The 15,629-nt window shown below is 68.6% G+C and carries 19 protein-coding genes; 6 read left to right on the top strand and 13 right to left on the bottom strand.

Annotated elements, in window-relative coordinates:
• Positions 1 to 139: 139 nt before the first annotated feature.
• The 3 genes from ACLD7X_RS06300 to ACLD7X_RS06290 all read right to left on the bottom strand — a co-directional run bounded on the left by ACLD7X_RS06300 (position 140) and on the right by ACLD7X_RS06290 (position 2,994).
• A complete protein-coding gene (locus tag ACLD7X_RS06300; protein ID WP_411422665.1) occupies positions 140 to 724 on the bottom strand; it encodes a L,D-transpeptidase in 585 nt (194 codons plus the stop codon).
• A 99-nt stretch (positions 725 to 823) separates the two neighbouring features.
• Positions 824 to 1,411 (bottom strand): inorganic diphosphatase, encoded by a 588-nt coding sequence (locus ACLD7X_RS06295; RefSeq protein WP_411422664.1) that lies wholly within the window; start codon positions 1,409 to 1,411, stop codon positions 824 to 826.
• Between the two features lie 56 nt (positions 1,412 to 1,467).
• Entirely contained in the window at positions 1,468 to 2,994 is a 1,527-nt protein-coding gene (locus ACLD7X_RS06290; RefSeq protein ID WP_411422663.1) for a hypothetical protein, read from the bottom strand.
• Positions 2,995 to 3,097: 103 nt separating this feature from the next.
• On the opposite strand from ACLD7X_RS06290, the gene ACLD7X_RS06285 reads away from it, so the two are divergent.
• Complete coding sequence (locus ACLD7X_RS06285) at positions 3,098 to 3,691, top strand: zinc metalloprotease (RefSeq protein WP_411422662.1); 594 nt, start codon at positions 3,098 to 3,100, stop codon at positions 3,689 to 3,691.
• 19 nt (positions 3,692 to 3,710) lie between these two features.
• Here the strand turns inward: ACLD7X_RS06285 and ACLD7X_RS06280 are convergent, their stop codons facing one another.
• The 4 genes from ACLD7X_RS06280 to ACLD7X_RS06265 form a co-directional block, all read right to left on the bottom strand.
• Entirely contained in the window at positions 3,711 to 4,160 is a 450-nt protein-coding gene (locus ACLD7X_RS06280; RefSeq protein ID WP_411422661.1) for an OsmC family protein, read from the bottom strand.
• A gap of 92 nt (positions 4,161 to 4,252) precedes the next feature.
• Positions 4,253 to 5,845 carry a phytoene desaturase family protein gene (locus tag ACLD7X_RS06275; RefSeq protein WP_411422660.1) on the bottom strand — a complete coding sequence of 531 codons (1,593 nt, stop codon included), beginning with the start codon at positions 5,843 to 5,845 and terminating at the stop codon, positions 4,253 to 4,255.
• Positions 5,842 to 6,309 (bottom strand): thiol-disulfide oxidoreductase DCC family protein, encoded by a 468-nt coding sequence (locus tag ACLD7X_RS06270; RefSeq protein WP_411422659.1) that lies wholly within the window; start codon positions 6,307 to 6,309, stop codon positions 5,842 to 5,844. Before ACLD7X_RS06270 ends, ACLD7X_RS06275 begins: the two co-directional genes overlap by 4 nt.
• The gene (locus ACLD7X_RS06265; RefSeq protein ID WP_411422658.1) at positions 6,306 to 6,545 is read right to left on the bottom strand and encodes a hypothetical protein; all 240 of its coding nucleotides are present in this window, start codon (positions 6,543 to 6,545) and stop codon (positions 6,306 to 6,308) included. Before ACLD7X_RS06265 ends, ACLD7X_RS06270 begins: the two co-directional genes overlap by 4 nt.
• A gap of 66 nt (positions 6,546 to 6,611) precedes the next feature.
• On the opposite strand from ACLD7X_RS06265, the gene ACLD7X_RS06260 reads away from it, so the two are divergent.
• The 4 genes from ACLD7X_RS06260 (at position 6,612) to ACLD7X_RS06245 (ending at position 8,777) form a co-directional block, all read left to right on the top strand.
• A complete protein-coding gene (locus ACLD7X_RS06260) occupies positions 6,612 to 7,064 on the top strand; it encodes a secondary thiamine-phosphate synthase enzyme YjbQ (protein WP_411422657.1) in 453 nt (150 codons plus the stop codon).
• Positions 7,065 to 7,175: 111 nt separating this feature from the next.
• Entirely contained in the window at positions 7,176 to 7,541 is a 366-nt protein-coding gene (locus ACLD7X_RS06255; RefSeq protein ID WP_411422656.1) for a hypothetical protein, read from the top strand.
• A 75-nt stretch (positions 7,542 to 7,616) separates the two neighbouring features.
• Entirely contained in the window at positions 7,617 to 7,919 is a 303-nt protein-coding gene (locus ACLD7X_RS06250; RefSeq protein ID WP_411422655.1) for a 4a-hydroxytetrahydrobiopterin dehydratase, read from the top strand.
• A gap of 84 nt (positions 7,920 to 8,003) precedes the next feature.
• Positions 8,004 to 8,777 (top strand): Coq4 family protein, encoded by a 774-nt coding sequence (locus tag ACLD7X_RS06245; RefSeq protein WP_412006703.1) that lies wholly within the window; start codon positions 8,004 to 8,006, stop codon positions 8,775 to 8,777.
• Positions 8,778 to 8,817: 40 nt separating this feature from the next.
• Here ACLD7X_RS06245 and clpB read toward each other — a convergent pair whose 3' ends face one another.
• A complete protein-coding gene (gene clpB, locus ACLD7X_RS06240; protein ID WP_411422653.1) occupies positions 8,818 to 11,469 on the bottom strand; it encodes an ATP-dependent chaperone ClpB in 2,652 nt (883 codons plus the stop codon).
• A 208-nt stretch (positions 11,470 to 11,677) separates the two neighbouring features.
• Entirely contained in the window at positions 11,678 to 12,004 is a 327-nt protein-coding gene (locus ACLD7X_RS06235; RefSeq protein ID WP_411422652.1) for a hypothetical protein, read from the bottom strand.
• A gap of 88 nt (positions 12,005 to 12,092) precedes the next feature.
• Here ACLD7X_RS06235 and ACLD7X_RS06230 point away from each other — a divergent pair, with 88 nt between their 5' ends.
• Positions 12,093 to 12,311, top strand: coding sequence for a hypothetical protein (locus ACLD7X_RS06230; protein WP_425625106.1), 219 nt, complete (start codon positions 12,093 to 12,095; stop codon positions 12,309 to 12,311).
• A 187-nt stretch (positions 12,312 to 12,498) separates the two neighbouring features.
• On the opposite strand, the gene ACLD7X_RS06225 is transcribed toward ACLD7X_RS06230, so the two are convergent.
• From ACLD7X_RS06225 to hemE, 4 genes are all read right to left on the bottom strand, one after another.
• Positions 12,499 to 12,840 carry a c-type cytochrome gene (locus tag ACLD7X_RS06225; RefSeq protein WP_411422650.1) on the bottom strand — a complete coding sequence of 114 codons (342 nt, stop codon included), beginning with the start codon at positions 12,838 to 12,840 and terminating at the stop codon, positions 12,499 to 12,501.
• 180 nt (positions 12,841 to 13,020) lie between these two features.
• Positions 13,021 to 13,368, bottom strand: coding sequence for a plastocyanin/azurin family copper-binding protein (locus tag ACLD7X_RS06220; RefSeq protein ID WP_412006702.1), 348 nt, complete (start codon positions 13,366 to 13,368; stop codon positions 13,021 to 13,023).
• 20 nt (positions 13,369 to 13,388) lie between these two features.
• Positions 13,389 to 14,456: an NAD-dependent epimerase/dehydratase family protein gene (locus tag ACLD7X_RS06215; RefSeq protein WP_411422648.1), complete on the bottom strand. Its 1,068-nt coding sequence runs from the start codon at positions 14,454 to 14,456 to the stop codon at positions 13,389 to 13,391.
• The gene (gene hemE, locus ACLD7X_RS06210) at positions 14,453 to 15,511 is read right to left on the bottom strand and encodes a uroporphyrinogen decarboxylase (RefSeq protein ID WP_411422647.1); all 1,059 of its coding nucleotides are present in this window, start codon (positions 15,509 to 15,511) and stop codon (positions 14,453 to 14,455) included. Before hemE ends, ACLD7X_RS06215 begins: the two co-directional genes overlap by 4 nt.
• Positions 15,512 to 15,629 lie beyond the last annotated feature (118 nt).

Here is a 15,629-nt window from a genome sequence, read left to right as displayed (position 1 = left end):
CGGAAACTTACGCTCAAGCCCCTCAGATTCGTCCATGCCGGGGGGCGATCTCAAGAATCTCTTTCGGTTCAGTGATGGTGTGCATGGAGCGGGGGACGAGCGGGGTCCCGATGGCGCCCATGGAGCCCCGTTCAGGGCCTCAGCGTTGGACGATCACCGGGGTCCCCACCTCGACCCGATCGAACAGCTCGCGCACGTGGGGGGTCAGCATGCGCACGCACCCATTGGAGACGGCCGCGCGGGAGGTGACGGTCCAGGCCCAGGCGGTGGGGGTGCCATGGATGCCGTACTGGTTGGCACCGCTCTGCTTGAAGCCGATCCAGCGGTCCCCCAGAGGCCCCTGGGGCCCGACGGTGGCGTTGACCTTGCCGCTGCGGGTGCTCTGGTAGCGCGGATTGATCACCTTGTTCTCCACCGCGAAGCGCCCCACGGGGGTGGGGGTGCTGGGATCGCCGATGGCCACCGGCCAGCTGCCCACGACCTTGCCGTTCTCCCGCAGGCTGATCTGGCGCCTGCCCAGCTCCAGCACGATTTCGCGGTTCACCGTGGCCGGCACCACGGTGGTGGTGCTCGAGCTGGTGCTGCTGCCGGGGGCTGCGCTGGGCGCCGTGGCCTCGGCCGTCCAGCCTGCGGTCTGTCCCAGGGGCACCAGGAGAGCGGCGCTGAGGAGTCCGAGGGCTCCGGCGCCGAACCGCTGGAACTGGGTGGGGCGGTGGGGCTGCATCACGGCAATGGATCGGATCGGGGATGGTGGCTGGGACGAGGGCTGGGGCGGCGTTCCCGGCAGGAAACAGGAGCGGCCGCCCGGGTGGCGCGCGGCGCCTCAGTTCACCAGTTTGGCGTCGATCTCAGCCTGGTAGCGGGCCTCGCACGCCTTGACGATGGTCACGGCTTCGGCGCTCTCGAAGAAGCCATTCACCTTGCAGGTGCCGGGCTTCTTGAGGTCCTTGTAGTGCTCCCAGTAGTACTGGGTCTCCTTGAGCCAGTGATCCCCCAGCTGGGTGTAACTGGTGATGTGGTCCATCCGTTTGTCGTCCGCCAGCACGGCGATCACCTTGTCGTCGACCTCACCGCCATCGTCGAATTTCATGACGCCGATGATCCGAGCCTCCACCAGGGAGCCTGGAACCAGGGGTTCGGTGACGCCCACGATCTCGATATCCAGGGGGTCGCCGTCCTCGTCCCAGGTGCGGGGGATGCAGCCGTAGGCAAAGGGATAGGCCAGCGAGGAGTAGCCCACGCGATCGAGCTTCAGGTGGCCGGTTTCGGTGATCAGCTCGTACTTGTTGATCGTCATGGAGTTGAGCTCCACGATCGCGTTCAGCCGCAGCTCCGCTTCATCGGCAAAGGCCGGCAGCACATGCAGCAGGTTCAGCATCGTGCGGCTGGGGGCGTGGTCGATGTTCGCCATCAAGCAGGTTCGGTGGGCGGCCGGCATCCTAGGGATCGGCTCCGGAGCCGATTGCGCTAGCCCTGCAGCTGCCCCAGCTTCCGCTCCAGATAGGCCAGGAAGGGTGCAGCGGAGAGGGCGCTGCCGCAGACCTGCGCCACCAGTTCCTCCCCATCCACCTGGCGGCCGAGGGGCCAGACATGGCGGGCCAGCCACTGTTGCAGCCGTTCTTCCTCCCCTTGGGCCACGCAGTCTTCGATCGCCCCGGCTCCGCCGAGATCGCGCTCGAGGGCCTCGGCGAGCTGGGCACTGATCAGATGGCCGAGGGCGTAAGAGGGGAAATAACCGAACAGTCCCTCGGCCCAGTGGATGTCCTGCAGGCATCCTTCGGCGTCGCTGGCGGGCCGGACACCGAGGAGTTCGCCCATCCGCCGGTTCCAGTGGTGGGGGAGTTCCTCCACCGGCATGGCCTGCTCCAGCAGGGCCAGCTCCAGTTCGAAGCGCAGCACGATGTGCAGGCCGTAGCTGAGCTCATCGGCCTCCACGCGGATCAGGCCCGGTTTCAGCGGGTTGAGGGCGCGCCAGAAGCCGAAGGCCCCGTTCCAGGGATCGCTGCCCAGCCCCTGGCAGAAGCGGTGGTGCCAGCGCTCGGCGAAGGCCCGGCTGCGGGCCACCCTGCACTCCCAGAAGAGCGACTGGGATTCATGCACTCCCATCGAGGTGGCTTCCCCCAGGGGCCACGGGAAGTAGTGGTCGTCGGTGCGGGGCAGGCCCTGCTCGTAGAGCGAATGGCCCCACTCGTGGGCGGTGGCCAGAAAGGCCGACAGCGGCTGGCCTGGCACCACCCGGGTGGTGATGCGGAAGTCCTGGGGGCCGACGGTGCAGGAGAAGGGGTGGGCCGACCGCGAGCGCTGGCAGCGCTGGGGGTCGTAGCCCCAGCTGTCCAGCAGCTCGGCGCAGAGCCGCTCCTGCAGGGCCTCGGCCAGATCGCCGCCGGAGCCCTCCGGAGTGCTGCTGGGAGCCACCCGCTGGAGCAACGCCGGCAGCCCAGCCCTGAGGGGGGCAAACAGCTCCTCGAGCCGGGCCTTGCTCACATTCGGCTCAAAGGGCTGGGCCAGGATTTCCCAGGGGCTGCGGGCCACCGGCTCGGCAGCAGCCAGCTGGCTGGCCTGCTCCAGGCGCAGGCTGATCAGCTCGGCGAGCGCAGGAGCAAAGGTCCCGAAATCGTTGCGGGCGCGGGCGTCCTGCCAGACGGCATTGCCCCGGGACTGGGCCTTGGCCAGGGCACTCACCAGGGCTGGGTCCAGACAGCGCTGGCGCCCCAGCTCCAGCCGCAGCAGCTCCAGGTTGCGTCGCAGCTCCGGTGGCGCCTCGCTGTCGAGCTCCGCCTCAGCCGCCACCAGCAGTTCGGTGTAGGGCGCGCTGCTCTGGCGCTCATGCAGTTCACCCGCCAGCAGTGCCAGCTGCTGGCCCCGCCACTCGGCCCCGGCCGCCGGCATCACAGTGTTCTGGTCGTAGTAGAGCGCACTGCTGATCGATCCCAGCAGCCGGGTCTGATGCAGGTGGTCGCGGAGGCGCCGGAGCGCCGTGCCCGGTACGGCCATGGGGCGGGATCGTGCGGCTTCCCAGCATGGCGCCTGGCCATGGAACAGCCTGGCGGCGTTGGAGCCGCCTCCCTAGGGTTGAGCGCGCGTCTGCCGCGGAGCTGTGGGCATTCCGATCGACGGCATCGTCAACCCGAGGCTGGCCGATCGCCTGACCCGCTTCACGGGCGCCGCGAAGGTTGTCACCTACTACCTGGAACGGCAATCCGGTGTGCGAATGGTCGGGGGGCGCCGCAGGGCCACCACGGCGATGTCGTGGAGAGAATCGCGGCTGATTCGAAGGTTCCTGAACGGGATTGACAAGCTGACCGGCCTTTCCTTCGAGCGTGTGCCTTCCAGGGAGGAGGCCGTCATGGACATCTATGCACTGAAGCGTTATCTCGATCCAAATGTGATCGGATCCACCTTCTTCACGAAGGATGGTTACGATGTGACCTGGCAGAACATGAGGCGGGGCCTCGTGGGAATGGACGAAAGGGTGACGATCAAGCACGAGATTCTGCATGTGCTTGGGTTGGATCACCCTTACGGCGATGGCTTTAACTACCGCTACGACACCAGCGATACTCTGATGTCCTACTTCACCCGTCGTGGGTTTGATTCACTGACGGGTTCCGACCGCGCTGCTCTGGTGTCGCTCTGGGGTACGGAAAGCTCGGGCACCGGAAGCTGGGGGACCGAAAGCCCGGTCGCCTGATCCTGCGCTGCTTCTGGCCTCAGGTCCCGGACGTGTCGCCGGAACCTCCGCTGCTTCCCGATCCGTCCTTCTCCCAGTGCAGCGTCATCGGCACGGCCCCGTCAAGGCTGGTTTTCACCGGACAGGTCTCCGCCGCCCTGCGCAGGGTCGCCTGCTGCTGGGCGTCCAGCCCTTCCGGCAGGGTGAGCCAGACCTCCAGAGCCGCGATCCGCCGGGGCAGGCCGCTGCTCATGCGTTTCTCCACCCGGGCCGAGGCGCCCTCCAGGGGCCAGCCATGCCGCTCCGCCACGATTCCCATGATCGTCAGCAGGCAGGTGGCCAGGGACGTGGCGATCAGATCGGTGGGGGAGAAACAAGCGCCTTGCCCCTGGTTGTCCACCGGGGCATCGGTCTCCAGGGAGCTGCCCGATGGGCCGTGTTCCGCGCGGCACCGCAGCCCTCCGCTGTAGTGGCAGGTGATGGAGGTCATGGTCAGACGCTCGGCCCGGGTGCTCGCCCCACTCTGACGGCGGACCGGGGCCGGCTGGCTGCTCCCCCTGGCCGGAGACGACGATCGCGCTCTCACTGCGCCAGACGCAGTTCCTCCAGCAGCGCGCGCTGCTGCTTCGCCGTGACGAACCGATGGGCCGCCATGGCTCCGCTCACCGCGACGGGCGGAACGCCGATCCCGGGGAAGACGCCAGCGCCACAGAGCACCAGAGCCTCGATCGGCGTGCTCCCCCCTGGGAAGGGGCCCCGATCGGCGGGCCAGGCCGGCCCGTAGGTTCCCTGGTGCACCCGCAGGAAGCGCCGATGCGTCAGGGGCGTGCCCTGGAGTTCGAGCACCACGTGCTCCTGCCAATCGGGAACCAGCTGCTCCAGCACGCGATGGAACAGGCTGCAGCGTTCTGCCTTGAGCCTGGCGTAGGCGGGGCTTCCCGGTTCGAGATCGCGCCAGAGTTCCCAGGGCTCGTTGGCGGGGGTGTAGCCGTGCAGCACCTGATGGCCCGCCGGAGCCAGGGAGGGATCGAGCAGCGACGGCATGGACAGCACGGCCATGTTGCGCTCCGCGTCGATGCCCCGCTGCCAGTCACCGACCCAGACGTGGTGGATCGGCAGGTCGCCCATCGCGGGGCTGGAGCGCAGGCCCACATGCCAGTGCAGAAAGCTGCGGCAGGCGGGCGTGGCGTCCTGGCGTCCTCGCCAGCGGGCCGGGATCGCGTCGGCGGGCAGCAGCGGCAGCAGATCCCAGGGACTGGTGTTGGCGATCACTCCCCGCCGGGCGAGGATCCGCTCCCCGTCGGCCAGGCGAACTCCCCGGGCACGGCCGTCCTCCACGAGGATCTCGCCCACGGGAGCTCGGGTGCGCAGCGCACCGCCGTGGCGGCGCAGACCGCGCACCAGGGCTTCCACCACCGCCGGACTGCCGCCCAGGGGGTAGTCGAGGCTGGCCTCTGGCTCGAACCATTCCCCGAACAGGGTGGCCATGGCGGCGGCACTGGTGTGCTCCATCGGCATCCCTGAGATCAGGAAGCAGAGCAGATCCACCCAATGGAGCAGGAAGGGATCGCGCAGACGGCGCCGGGCCAGCGGGCCGAAGGCTCCGCCCAGGCTGGCCAGCCTCCCGGCCTGTCCCAGCAGGGCCAGTCCAGGCCCCCCGCTGAGGGTGGCGGCCAGCCCCAGGCCCGGCCGCAGGGCCAGCAGCGGCAGCTGGCGCGCTGCCTGGCAGAACGGGGCCAGCCAGGCCATGAAGGCGGACCACTCCTCGGCCGCCGCCGGACCGCGCAGCTGCCGGACCACCTCCAGGAATGGATCCAGGCCCACGCCGATCCGCAGCGATCCCTCCGGCAGCAGCAGACCCCAGCTGCGGTAGGTGGCCACCGGGACGGTCTCCCCCACGGCCCGCAGCACCTGGGCCAGCGGATTGGCGCTGGGCCATCGCCCGAGGCCGGACCAGAGCGAGGGGCCGGACTCGAACTGGAAGCCGCCGCGCGCAAAGCCGTGGGCGGCTCCCCCGGGCCGGTCGTGCGCTTCGAGCACCAGAACCTCCAGGCCATGACGGGCCGCCACGGCTCCGGCGCAGAGCCCCCCCAGTCCGCTGCCCACCACCACCAGATCCACGGCCGGCTGCGGGGTGGAGGGGGCGGTGCCGGGGGAAGGGACGTCGGGGCTCACGCCTCCACCGAGGGATGGACCGGCAGGCGTGGTCCGCAGCGCTCCTGGCAGAGGACCTCCAGGCTGGGGCGACCGGTGAACCGAAGCCGGGCCGCTGCCCACAGGCGGTAGGCGCCATCGATCAGGGGCTGGACCAGGGGCCAGCTGGTGGGGGCATAGAGCCAACCCAGACCGATCAGGGCGTAGGCCTGGCGGAAGACCTCCACATCGGTGAGCACGGTGCCGTCATCGGTGATGGCATGGATCCGACCCATCGCGGCGGCGTAGTCGATCCCGGCGTGGGCAGCGGGTTCATAGTCCGCGGCATCGATGTCGATGAACGCCAGCCGAGCGTCAGCACCATGGCGCTGTCGGTCCCGGCGGCGAAGGAAGGTCACCTCACGGCGGCAGAGGGGACAGGCTCCGTCAAAGAGGATGCGCAGCTTCGGAGGCCGGGCGGAGCTGGGCTGGGTCGGTTGGCTCACTTTTTACGGCAGTACTTTCCGCCCACATTCATCCAGCCTGGGGGGCAGGGTTGGCCATGGGTGGGTCTCACGGTGTAGTGCATCAACCCCAGGGTGCTGCAGCTGCCGTTGAGCATGTCGACGTAGCCCAGGGGACACATCCAATCGAGCTTCCTGACCACCCGCTGGGCTTCGGCCGGCAGGCTGAGCAGGAAAGTCGCCGGCAGGGCGAGCAGGGCCGTCGCAACGCCACGCATGGTCTGCTCGATGGGACGGATCGATCACTCGGGTGATGCTAGGCAGGACAGTCCTGCCTAGCGCCCATGCTGCGCCAGTTCCTGAGGATGCTGGCGGTGCAGACCTCCGGGGAGGGGTTCACTGATCTCACCGGGGCTCTCAACACCGAAATCCAGGCGAGCGGCCTGACGCTCGGCACCGCCACCCTGGTCTGTCTGCACACCTCCTGCTCGCTCACCATCAACGAGAACGCCGATCCACGGGTGCTGCAGGACCTCACCAGCTTTGCCAGGGCCCTGGTGCCCCAGGAGGGGATCGTGCCGGCGGGCGCTGCCGGGCCCCGGCAGCCCTACCGCCATGCGGACGAGGGCCCGGATGACATGCCCTCCCACATCCGCACCGCCCTGACCGCCACCAGCCTCAGCCTCTCCTTCCAGGAGGGGAGCCTCGTGCTCGGCACCTGGCAGGCCGTCTACCTCTGGGAGCACCGGCGGCTGGGACAGCGCCGCCGTCTGAGCCTCCACCTGATCGGCAGCTGAGCCATGGCTACCTGACGGATTGCTGCCTGCGGGGGGCAGTCCTGGGCAGGGTTTCGATTCGGCCCTAACTTGCCCTCAGCACCTCCGGGCCCACCGCCGTTCCTGCAGCCCATGTCCCGCCCCCTCCTGACCGGCTCCCTCGCCGCCCTGCTCTGCCTTGGCCTGTCAGGTCTGCCGGGCCGGGCTGAGGAAGCCTCCTCCCCCCAGGTTGAAGACGCCTCCACCCGCCAGCCGGATGATTCCTCCTCCCGCGTGAAGGTTCTCGGCGGCTCGGAGAGCTACACCTCCTACGTGTCGGAGGTGGATGCCTGCAACCGCGCCCAGATGCTGCGTCCCGCCGGCACCACCGTGACCGGCATGCGCTACTGGCGGCTGGGGCGCCGCAACGCCAGGGCGACCACCTGCTCGATCCGATGGAGCGACTCCGAGAACGCCACGCCCACCTACCGCCCCATCCTGTTCGGCCGCAGTTCCTGAGCTCCTCTCCGAACTCGGAGGCTGAAGCCATCGACCCGGCTGCGCCAGCCTGAGCGCCCCCACCGACCCTCCTCCATGGCTGCCATCCCCCTCACTCCCGAGCAGATCAACGCCCTGTCGCGTGAGCTCCCCGCCTGGAGTCTCCTCAACGGAAAGCTCCATCGTGAGCTGCGCTTCAGCGACTTCGTGGCGGCCTTCGGCTTCATGACCCAGGTGGCCCTGGTGGCTGAAGCCATGGGCCACCACCCGGAGTGGAGCAATGTGTGGAACCGGGTGGTGGTGGACCTCACCACCCACGACACCGGCGGCCTGTCCGATCTGGATCTGGAGCTGGCGCGACGGATCGATGCCCTCGCGGCCGAGGGGGCCGGCCGGTAGCGATCGCGGCACCAGGCCCCCCTGGTTGCAGGGGAGCGGCGTGGCTGCCGGGCCGTGCCAAGCTTGACGGTTTGCCCTCCTGGCATGGGGTTCCGCTACCTCGATCGGGTCGCCAGCGCCGAATCGATCCAGCAGTTTCTCGATCTGGCCGATCTGGCTCTGGGGGCCGGCCAGTCGGCCCACAACGTGTTCGCCCTGTCCCACCGGCTTCGGGAGTCGCGGCCGATGCAGCTCTGCCGCACCCGTCTGCAGCGCGACCCGGCCAGCTGGGAGTGGGTGGAGCAGCGCCGGCCCTGCGGGCCCTACGACATCGAGGCCTTGAAGGCGATGCCGAAGGGGAGCCTGGGTCACACCTACGGCACGGTGATGGCCACCCTCGGTTACGACATCAATTTCTTCCCGAAACCGGAGTTCTTCAACAACCTCGAAACCGACGCCGACTACATCAACTACCGGGTGTTCGCCACCCACGACATCCACCACATCCTCACCGGTTTCAGCCTCGATAACTTCGGCGAACTCGGGGTGATCAGCCTCAGCGTGGCCCAGTACTCCCACCCGGGGCTGGCCTTCACCGATCTGATCGGGCTGCTGATGTCCTGGTTGCGCACCGACACCCCGATCACGGATCTCGAGAGCGAGCAGGAACAGGCCCGCACCACAGCCTATGTGTTTCGCATGATCAGCCGCGGCCTGGAGATGGGGCTGGCGGCCCAGCCCCTGTTCCCGGTGCGGTGGGAGGAGCGCATGGAGCAGAACCTCGTGGAGCTGCGGGCCGAGCTGGGGATCGAGCCGGTGCTGGAGGGGATCTCCAGCTGGCACAGCGATGAGGCCCTGGCCGCTGGGCTGGCCGCCTGAGCCTCCCGGGGCCCCGGCAGCCAGCCCATCGTCCGCGGCTTCAGACCAGCACGGGAAGCTGGGCGGGGTCGCTCTGCTGGAACCGCAGCCTCCGCTGCTCGCCGGTTGGGCCGTTGACCCCGCTTTCCACATCCACCGTGATGGTGTGGCCGCCGGTGAACGTGCCAGCCAGGATGCCCTTGGCGATCGGGGTTTCCAGCTCCCGCTGGATCGCCCGCTTCAGGGGCCTGGCGCCGTACACCGGGTCGTAGCCCACCCCGGCCAGCCAGTCGAGGGCATCGGCATTGAGCTGGAGCCCCAGCTTCTTCTGCTCGAGCCGGGCCGCCAGGCGCTGCACCTGCAGTTCCACGATCTCGCGGAGTTCATCCTGCTTGAGGCTGTGGAAGATGATCGATTCATCGAGCCGGTTGAGGAACTCGGGGCGGAAGTGGGCCCGCAGGGCCTCGTTCACCCGCTTCTCCATCTCGCCATGGCGGGCGGGATCACCGGCCAGATCGAGAATCGAACTGCTGCCGATGTTGCTGGTGAGGATCAGCACGGTATTGGTGAAATCCACCGTGCGGCCCTGCCCATCGGTGACGCGACCGTCATCGAGGATCTGCAGCATCACGTTGAACACATCGGGGTGGGCCTTCTCCACCTCGTCGAAGAGGATCACGGCGTAGGGCCGGCGGCGTACCGCCTCGGTGAGCTGGCCGCCCTCCTCGTAGCCCACGTAGCCCGGAGGCGCTCCGATCAGGCGGCTGACGGCGTGCTTCTCCATGTATTCGCTCATGTCGATGCGCACCATGGCTTCCTCGGCATCGAAGAGCTGGGCGGCCAGGGCTTTGGAGAGTTCCGTCTTGCCCACGCCTGTGGGGCCCAGGAACAGGAAGCTGGCAATGGGCCGGTTGGGATCGCTGAGGCCAGCGCGGGAGCGCTGGATCGCGTCAGCGACCGCTGTGACGGCCTGCTGCTGCCCGATCACGCGGGTGTGCAGTTCATCCTCGAGGTGGAGCAGCTTCTCCATCTCGCTCTGCACCAGCTTGCTCACCGGGATGCCGGTCCACTTGGCGATCACCTCGGCGATGTCGTCCTCGGTGACCTCCTCGCGCAGCAGGGTCTTCTCGCCCTGGCTGTCCCCATCGGTGAGTTCGGCTTCCTTGGCGGCCAGCTTGCGGTGCAGATCCGCGAGGGTGCCGTATTCCAGTTCGGCGGCCTTGTTCAGGTCGTAGCTGCGCTTGGCCTGCTCCACCTGGAGTTGCACCTGTTCGATCTCCTCCTTGATCGCGCTGAGTTCATCGATCGAGCCCTTTTCCTTCTGCCATTGGGCATTCAGGTTGCTCTGCTGCTCGCGCAGCTCAGCCAGTTCCCGTTCCAGGCGCTCCAGGCGATCCTTGCTCGCGGCATCCGACTCGCGCCCCAGCGAGAGCTTCTCCATCTCCAGCTGCAGGATGCGACGGTCGAGCTCATCGATCTCCTCCGGCTTGGAGGTGATCTCCATCTTCAGGCGCGCGGCCGATTCATCCATCAGGTCGATCGCCTTGTCCGGCAGGAAGCGATCGGCGATGTAGCGGCTGGAGAGCACGGCGGCGGCCACCAGGGCGTTGTCGGCGATGCGCACGCCGTGGTGCACCTCGTAGCGCTCCTTCAGGCCCCGCAGGATCGAGATGGTGTCTTCGACGGTGGGCTGATCCACGAACACCTGCTGGAAGCGGCGCTCCAGGGCCGGATCCTTCTCGATGTGCTGACGGTGCTCATCGAGGGTGGTGGCGCCGATGCAGCGCAGTTCGCCGCGGGCCAGCATCGGCTTGAGCAGGTTGCTGGCATCCATGGCCCCGCCGGTGGCACCGGCCCCCACCACGGTGTGGATCTCGTCGATGAACAGCACGATCTGGCCCTCGGAGGCGGTCACCTCCTTGAGTACGGCCTTGAGCCGCTCCTCGAATTCACCGCGGTACTTGGCGCCGGCGATCAGGGCGCCCATGTCCAGGGCGATCAGCTGACGGTTCTGCAGGGCCTGGGGCACGTCGCCGTTGACGATCCGCTGGGCCAGACCCTCCACGATCGCCGTCTTGCCCACGCCCGGTTCGCCGATCAGCACCGGGTTGTTCTTGGTGCGGCGGCTGAGGATCTGGATGGTGCGGCGGATCTCCTCATCCCGGCCGATCACCGGATCGAGCTTGCCCTCGCGGGCGGCGGCGGTGAGGTCGCGGCCGTACTTCTCCAGGGATTCGTAGGTGCCCTCGGGATTCTGATCGGTCACGGTCTGGCTGCCGCGCACGGCCTGCACGGCGTCCTTGAGTCTGTCGGCGCTGGTGCCGGCCTGGGAGAGCAGCTGCTTGCCGCAGCGGTCATCGATGGCCAGGGCCAGCAGCAGGTGTTCGATGGCGATGTAGCTGTCGCCGTAGGTCTGCTTGAGCTGGTCGGCCTGATCGAGCACGGCATTGAGCCCCTTGCCCAGATAGACGTTCTCGGGGGGGGCATTCAGGCTGGGCTGGCCGGCGATGAAGCTCTCGACGCTCTGGCTGAGGCTGCCCACCGCCACGCCGGCCTTCTCGAGGATGCGCCCCGCGAGGCCCTGCTGGGCCAGCAGGGCGGCGAGCAGGTGCTCGCTCTCCATCTGCTGCTGACGTTTCTGCTGGGCCAGTTGCTGGGCAGCCACGACGGCGCCCCAGGCCTTCTCGGTGAACAGTTCGGCGGTGGGATGCATCGGAAAACCTCCCGGACATGCGGCGTTGGAATCAACCTATGGAGGGTCTGCGGGGGTGAAACCCGTGGGGGCCGTACCTCGGAGTACGGCGCCCCGAACTCAGGTTGGGCAGGCCGGCGTCAAAGGGACGGGAAACCGTTGCCGAGCTTCAGGATCCCCAGGCCACCAGCCCTGCGCTCGCCAGGCCACCAGCCCTGCGCTCGCCAGGTCACGGCCCGCTGGTCTCGGGCGGTGGCAGCGGCAGGACCCCCGCCTCGGGACCACACAAGCGGAGAGGACATCCATCCGGACCGTAAACGGCATCGTGGGGGGAGAGGCATCCCCGGGCGTTCTTGCCGGGCACCTCGGCAGGGTGAAGCCGTTTGGGCTGCAGTTCCCGCTGACGCACCGGCACCAACCAGGGACAGCCGCCGGTGATGAGCGTCTGGCTCTGGGCCGGGAGCTCCAGCGTCAGGCCGCTGGCCAGCAGCAGCCATCCGGCTGTCCTTCCCAGGCCCCGCCCCCATCGGGGCTTGGCCATGGAGGCTTTGGCCATGACCGCTCTCTGCAGACGCTTCTACTGTGGCCGGGTTTCGCCGGGCCAGCCGCGGCGCACCCTGTCCCTTCAGATCGACGCTATCGCCATGGAAGGACCTCCCTATCCCCAGGAGCTGATCGACCAGCTGGTCGAAGCCTCCAGGGACTTTGACGCCACGGCCCGCGACCCGGAACGCAACTGCTGGTTGGTGGTGCATCGCCATGTGCACGGGGTGCTGCCGAGTGAATACGACATCCGGGAGGTTCCGGAAGAGCTCTACCTCGCAGTCCTGGCCCAGCGCAGGCAGGAGCCGGCTGCGTCGTGAGGCGCTGGGGCTCACGAGTTGGTCATGGGGAGCTGCCGGTGAGGATCCGGCTCTGGGCTGGCGGCAGACGCGAAAAGAGCCCCGGCGGTGACCGGGGCTCCTGAAGGTGGATCAAAGCTTCGATCGCTCCTGGAGGGGAGGGACGATTCAGGTTCTGCGCAACAGCCTGGAGCGATCGGCGATGGGCTCAGGCCCAGCCTTTGGAGGCCATGTCTTCGACGTAGGCGGCCACATCGGCGATGTCACCTTCGCTGAGCTTGCCGCCGAAGGCCGGCATGGCGTTCTTGCCGTTGGTCACCTGGTAGGCGATGGCAGCTTCATGGCCGCTGCTGTAGTTGGCCAGATAGGCCTCGAGGGCGTCCTGCTTGAGGGTGCGCTCCGCATTCACCACGTTGCCGCCACCCATGTGGCAGGCGGCGCAGTTGGCGGAGAAGAGCTGGCCGCCATGGGCCACATCGGCGGCGTAGCTGGGAGCGGCACCCAGCACCAACGCCAGGCAGAGAGCGATCAGGGAGAAGAGTCGGCGCATGGAAGGGCGCTTCAAAGCACGTGCAACCCCGAAAACCTAAGGGGTGGCCGGGGGGCTGTGCCCTCCGGGGCGTCGGTTCGAAACATTTGCGACACCTGGGGGTACTCCTTAGGCGACATCCCGAGACCTCGCCTGGGGTTGCCCTGGTGCACCGCCCGTTCCCTGGGTGAAGTGTCCCGTTCAGCTCCCGGCGGCCGGGGTCACCGTGAGGCTGCCCTCCATCCCGGCAAAGCGGTGGGGTTCACACCAGAGGCGGAAGCGCCCAGGGGTGTCGAACCGCTGCTCCCAGCTTTCCCCCGGGCTGAAGGCCAGCCTGGGGTGGCTCCACTCCGGGTGGTCCTCCACGATCAGGTTGTGGGGGCCCAGGCCCGCCACCTCCACATGCACCACGTCTCCCGCCGCGATCGTGAGCTGGCTGGGTTGCAGGGCCAGCAGGCCCTCGTCGCTGCCCAGCTGCAGGCGGTGGGTGGCGGCCTGGGCAGGCGCACTGAGCCCCACCAGCCACAGCAGCAGCAGCAGCGGGCACACCAGCCTTTGCCAGCACCGCCTCATCGCTCCGGCGACCTCGGCACCGGCCCGCGATGCGGCAGGCCGGCATCGGCGAACACCGCTTCGAGGGTGGGGGCATGGCTCACCCGCCCGAAGCGCTCCGGCGGGCTGATCGGTTCATGGACGAAATGGCGCTGGCGAATCGAGAAGCGGTCCCAGGCATTCACCTCGATGCGCAGCAGGCGGATCAGTCCTTCCACCAGCCAGCCCCGCAGATCGAGGCCCCAGGGCGGCAGCCAGCAACCTCGCCACTGGCCCAGCCGCCGCACCGTCTCGTTCACCCCCACCGCCGGCTGGCCGAGCACGATCCGCCGCAGCGCCCCCTGACCGACTTCCGGATTCGCTTCGTGGGGTGCGGTGGCCAGGGCGAGGCAGACCCGGGCGATGTCGGCGGCGTGGATGAAGTGAAACGAGGCGTCTGCCCGCAGCCAGCGGGCCAGCCAGAGCCAGCGGGCCGCCTCCCCCAGCCCGGCGGTGAGGTAGCTGGTGGGGAACGGGCCGCTGCCGTCGACCCGGCCGCCGAACACCAGGGTCGGAAAGACCGCCACGATCCGTGCAGCCAGGGGATGGTCCTCGAGCTGCTGCAGGCAGAGGGCCTTGGTCTGGATGTACTCCGTGCCGTACTGGCTCGCCTCCGGCAGCAGGCGCAGCCGGCGATCGAGCACCGAGGCCGTGGAGAAGTAGATCACCTGCTCCAGCTGTTCCGGATCCGCGAGGCTCAGCAGGGTCTTCACCGCCTCCACGTTCACCTGCCGGGCGCGTTCGGGATCACCCCAGGCGGTCGCGGTGTGGATGATCCGGGTCGCCGCGGCGATCGCCCGGGCGAGGGCGGGGTCGGCGCCGGGGCTGCCGAGGTCGCGCAGATCGCCCACCAGGAGGGTGATCCGCGGGTCCGTGGCCGCCACGGCCGTGAGCTTGCTGGGTTCCCGCAGCAGCAGCAGCAGTTCGGCGTCCGTCTCGCGCAGGAGGAGCTCGGCGATGTACTGGCCGACGCAGCCACTGGCCCCGGTGATCAGGATCCGCTGGGGCCGTCGGACGCCGGCGGGACCGCTGGGGGCTGGGCTCAAACGGCGGCTCCCAGCAGCTCGTTCACCGCCTTGCCGGTCTCGAAGAACACGCGGGCGTTCTCCTCAGGGGTTCCCGGCAGGATGCCGTGGCCGAGGTTGAGGATGTGGCGCCGGCCGCGGGCCTTGCGCACCGTGTCGAGGATGCGCTCGCGGATCGCCTCCGGGGTGCCGAACAGCAGGCCGGGATCCACGTTCCCCTGCACGCCCACGTGGCCCGGCAGGCGTGCGCAGCCGTCAGCCATGTCCACGGTCCAGTCGAGGGAGATGAAGTCGACTCCGGTGGTGGCCATCCGTTCCAGCACCCCGGCGCTGCCGGAGATGTAGAGGATCAGGGGGGTGTCCGGGTGGGTGGCCTTCACCTGGTCGATCACCCGCTTCTGGTAGGGGGCGGCGAACACGTCGTAGTCGATCGGGCTGAGCTGGCCCGCCCAGGAGTCGAACAGCTGCACCACCTGGGCGCCACTGTCGATCTGGTAGCGCACGTAGGCGGCGATCGAATCGGCCAGATGGCCCAGCAGCTGGTGGAGCAGGGCGGGCTCCCGGAAGGCCATGGCCTTGATCACCGAGTAGGTCTTCGAGCTCTTGCCTTCGACGGCATAAGCGGCCAGGGTCCAGGGAGCGCCCACGAAGCCCAGCACGGCGGCCTCGTTGCCCACGTCGGCACGCAGCCGGCCGAGCACCTCGCCCACGAAGGGGAGAGCCTCGGCCGGATCCAGGGGGCGGAGGGCATCCACCTGCTCCTGGGTGCGGATGGCGGGCTCGATGATCGGCCCCCTGCTCTCGATGATGTCGAAGTCGATCCCCATGCCCGGCAGGGGCGTGAGGATGTCGGAGAACAGGATCACGCCGTCGGGCCTGAAGGCGTGGAACGGCTGCATCGAGATCTCGTAGGAGAGATCGGGGTTCTCCGAACGTTCCCGGAATCCCGGATGGCGGTCGCGCAGATCCCGGTACACCTTCATGTAGCGGCCGGCCTGGCGCATCATCCATACCGGCGGACGCTCCACCTGCTCACCTCGGGCGGCGCGCAGCAGCAGGGGGGCGGTTTCGGCCATGGAGCGGGGTGTGGGAAGCGATCCGGCAACCTAGCCGAAGGGCCCGGTCAGCCCCGGGAGCCTGGGGCCGACGGCGTGACATTTCGACAACGCCCGGCCACCTGGAGCCGAGCACCGC

Origin of the sequence: Aphanothece microscopica RSMan92 (assembly GCF_046613545.2) — a bacterium.
Taxonomy (GTDB): Bacteria; Cyanobacteriota; Cyanobacteriia; order PCC-6307; family Cyanobiaceae; genus NIES-981.
Note: the sequence above shows the minus strand (reverse complement) of the source record. Positions and strands in the feature narration are given on the sequence as shown.

What these genes read in the sequence shown, in the direction of transcription:
- ACLD7X_RS06225 (WP_411422650.1), bottom strand. Translation starts at nt 12,840, where the DNA reads ATGCGCCGACTCTTCTCCCTGATCGCTCTCTGCCTGGCGTTGGTGCTG.
- ACLD7X_RS06280 (WP_411422661.1), bottom strand. Translation starts at nt 4,160, where the DNA reads ATGACCTCCATCACCTGCCACTACAGCGGAGGGCTGCGGTGCCGCGCG.
- ACLD7X_RS06265 (WP_411422658.1), bottom strand. Translation starts at nt 6,545, where the DNA reads ATGCGTGGCGTTGCGACGGCCCTGCTCGCCCTGCCGGCGACTTTCCTG.
- ACLD7X_RS06300 (WP_411422665.1), bottom strand. Translation starts at nt 724, where the DNA reads ATGCAGCCCCACCGCCCCACCCAGTTCCAGCGGTTCGGCGCCGGAGCC.
- ACLD7X_RS06290 (WP_411422663.1), bottom strand. Translation starts at nt 2,994, where the DNA reads ATGGCCGTACCGGGCACGGCGCTCCGGCGCCTCCGCGACCACCTGCAT.
- ACLD7X_RS06235 (WP_411422652.1), bottom strand. Translation starts at nt 12,004, where the DNA reads ATGGCCAAAGCCTCCATGGCCAAGCCCCGATGGGGGCGGGGCCTGGGA.
- ACLD7X_RS06295 (WP_411422664.1), bottom strand. Translation starts at nt 1,411, where the DNA reads ATGGCGAACATCGACCACGCCCCCAGCCGCACGATGCTGAACCTGCTG.
- ACLD7X_RS06245 (WP_412006703.1), top strand. Translation starts at nt 8,004, where the DNA reads ATGGGGTTCCGCTACCTCGATCGGGTCGCCAGCGCCGAATCGATCCAG.
- ACLD7X_RS06260 (WP_411422657.1), top strand. Translation starts at nt 6,612, where the DNA reads ATGCTGCGCCAGTTCCTGAGGATGCTGGCGGTGCAGACCTCCGGGGAG.
- ACLD7X_RS06250 (WP_411422655.1), top strand. Translation starts at nt 7,617, where the DNA reads ATGGCTGCCATCCCCCTCACTCCCGAGCAGATCAACGCCCTGTCGCGT.
- ACLD7X_RS06230 (WP_425625106.1), top strand. Translation starts at nt 12,093, where the DNA reads ATGGAAGGACCTCCCTATCCCCAGGAGCTGATCGACCAGCTGGTCGAA.
- ACLD7X_RS06255 (WP_411422656.1), top strand. Translation starts at nt 7,176, where the DNA reads ATGTCCCGCCCCCTCCTGACCGGCTCCCTCGCCGCCCTGCTCTGCCTT.
- clpB (WP_411422653.1), bottom strand. Translation starts at nt 11,469, where the DNA reads ATGCATCCCACCGCCGAACTGTTCACCGAGAAGGCCTGGGGCGCCGTC.
- hemE (WP_411422647.1), bottom strand. Translation starts at nt 15,511, where the DNA reads ATGGCCGAAACCGCCCCCCTGCTGCTGCGCGCCGCCCGAGGTGAGCAG.